The following is a 523-nucleotide window of genomic DNA, read 5'->3' as shown; positions in this document are numbered from 1 at the left end:
CCTCGGCACGGGCCAGTTCGGTCTCACCGCCCTTGGTGCGGACCAGGACGCGGGCCTCGGCGAAGGAGCCGTCGGGGTTCAGCGCCGTGTTGGCCTGCGCCTTGACGTAGCGGTCCTCCTCGTCGGCGGTCAGGTAGTCGACCTGGTCGGTCACCTTGCCGTCGACGACCTTGCGGTACGGCGTCTCGACGAAGCCGAAGGCGTTGATGCGGCCGTAGGAGGCCAGCGAGCCGATCAGGCCGATGTTGGGGCCTTCAGGGGTCTCGATGGGGCACATGCGGCCGTAGTGGGACGGGTGCACGTCACGGACCTCGAAGCCGGCCCGCTCACGGGACAGACCACCGGGGCCCAGCGCGGACAGACGCCGCTTGTGCGTCAGGCCGGCCAGCGGGTTGGTCTGGTCCATGAACTGCGACAGCTGCGAGGTGCCGAAGAACTCCTTGATCGACGCCACGACCGGGCGGATGTTGATCAGGGTCTGCGGCGTGATCGCCTCGACGTCCTGCGTGGTCATGCGCTCGCG

The 523-nt window shown here is 68.8% G+C and carries 1 protein-coding gene; it reads right to left on the bottom strand.

All coding sequences use genetic code 11. The annotated features are described in order from the left end of the window. A partial coding sequence (locus tag HT134_RS48350) for an RNA polymerDNA-directed RNA polymerase subunit B (RefSeq protein ID WP_512698727.1) occupies positions 1-523 on the bottom strand: 523 nt, incomplete at both ends.

Origin of the sequence: Nonomuraea rhodomycinica (assembly GCF_013363995.1) — a bacterium.
GTDB lineage: Bacteria > Actinomycetota > Actinomycetes > Streptosporangiales > Streptosporangiaceae > Nonomuraea > Nonomuraea rhodomycinica.
The sequence above is the reverse complement of the archived record's forward strand: the minus strand, read 5'-3'. Positions and strand labels throughout refer to the sequence as shown.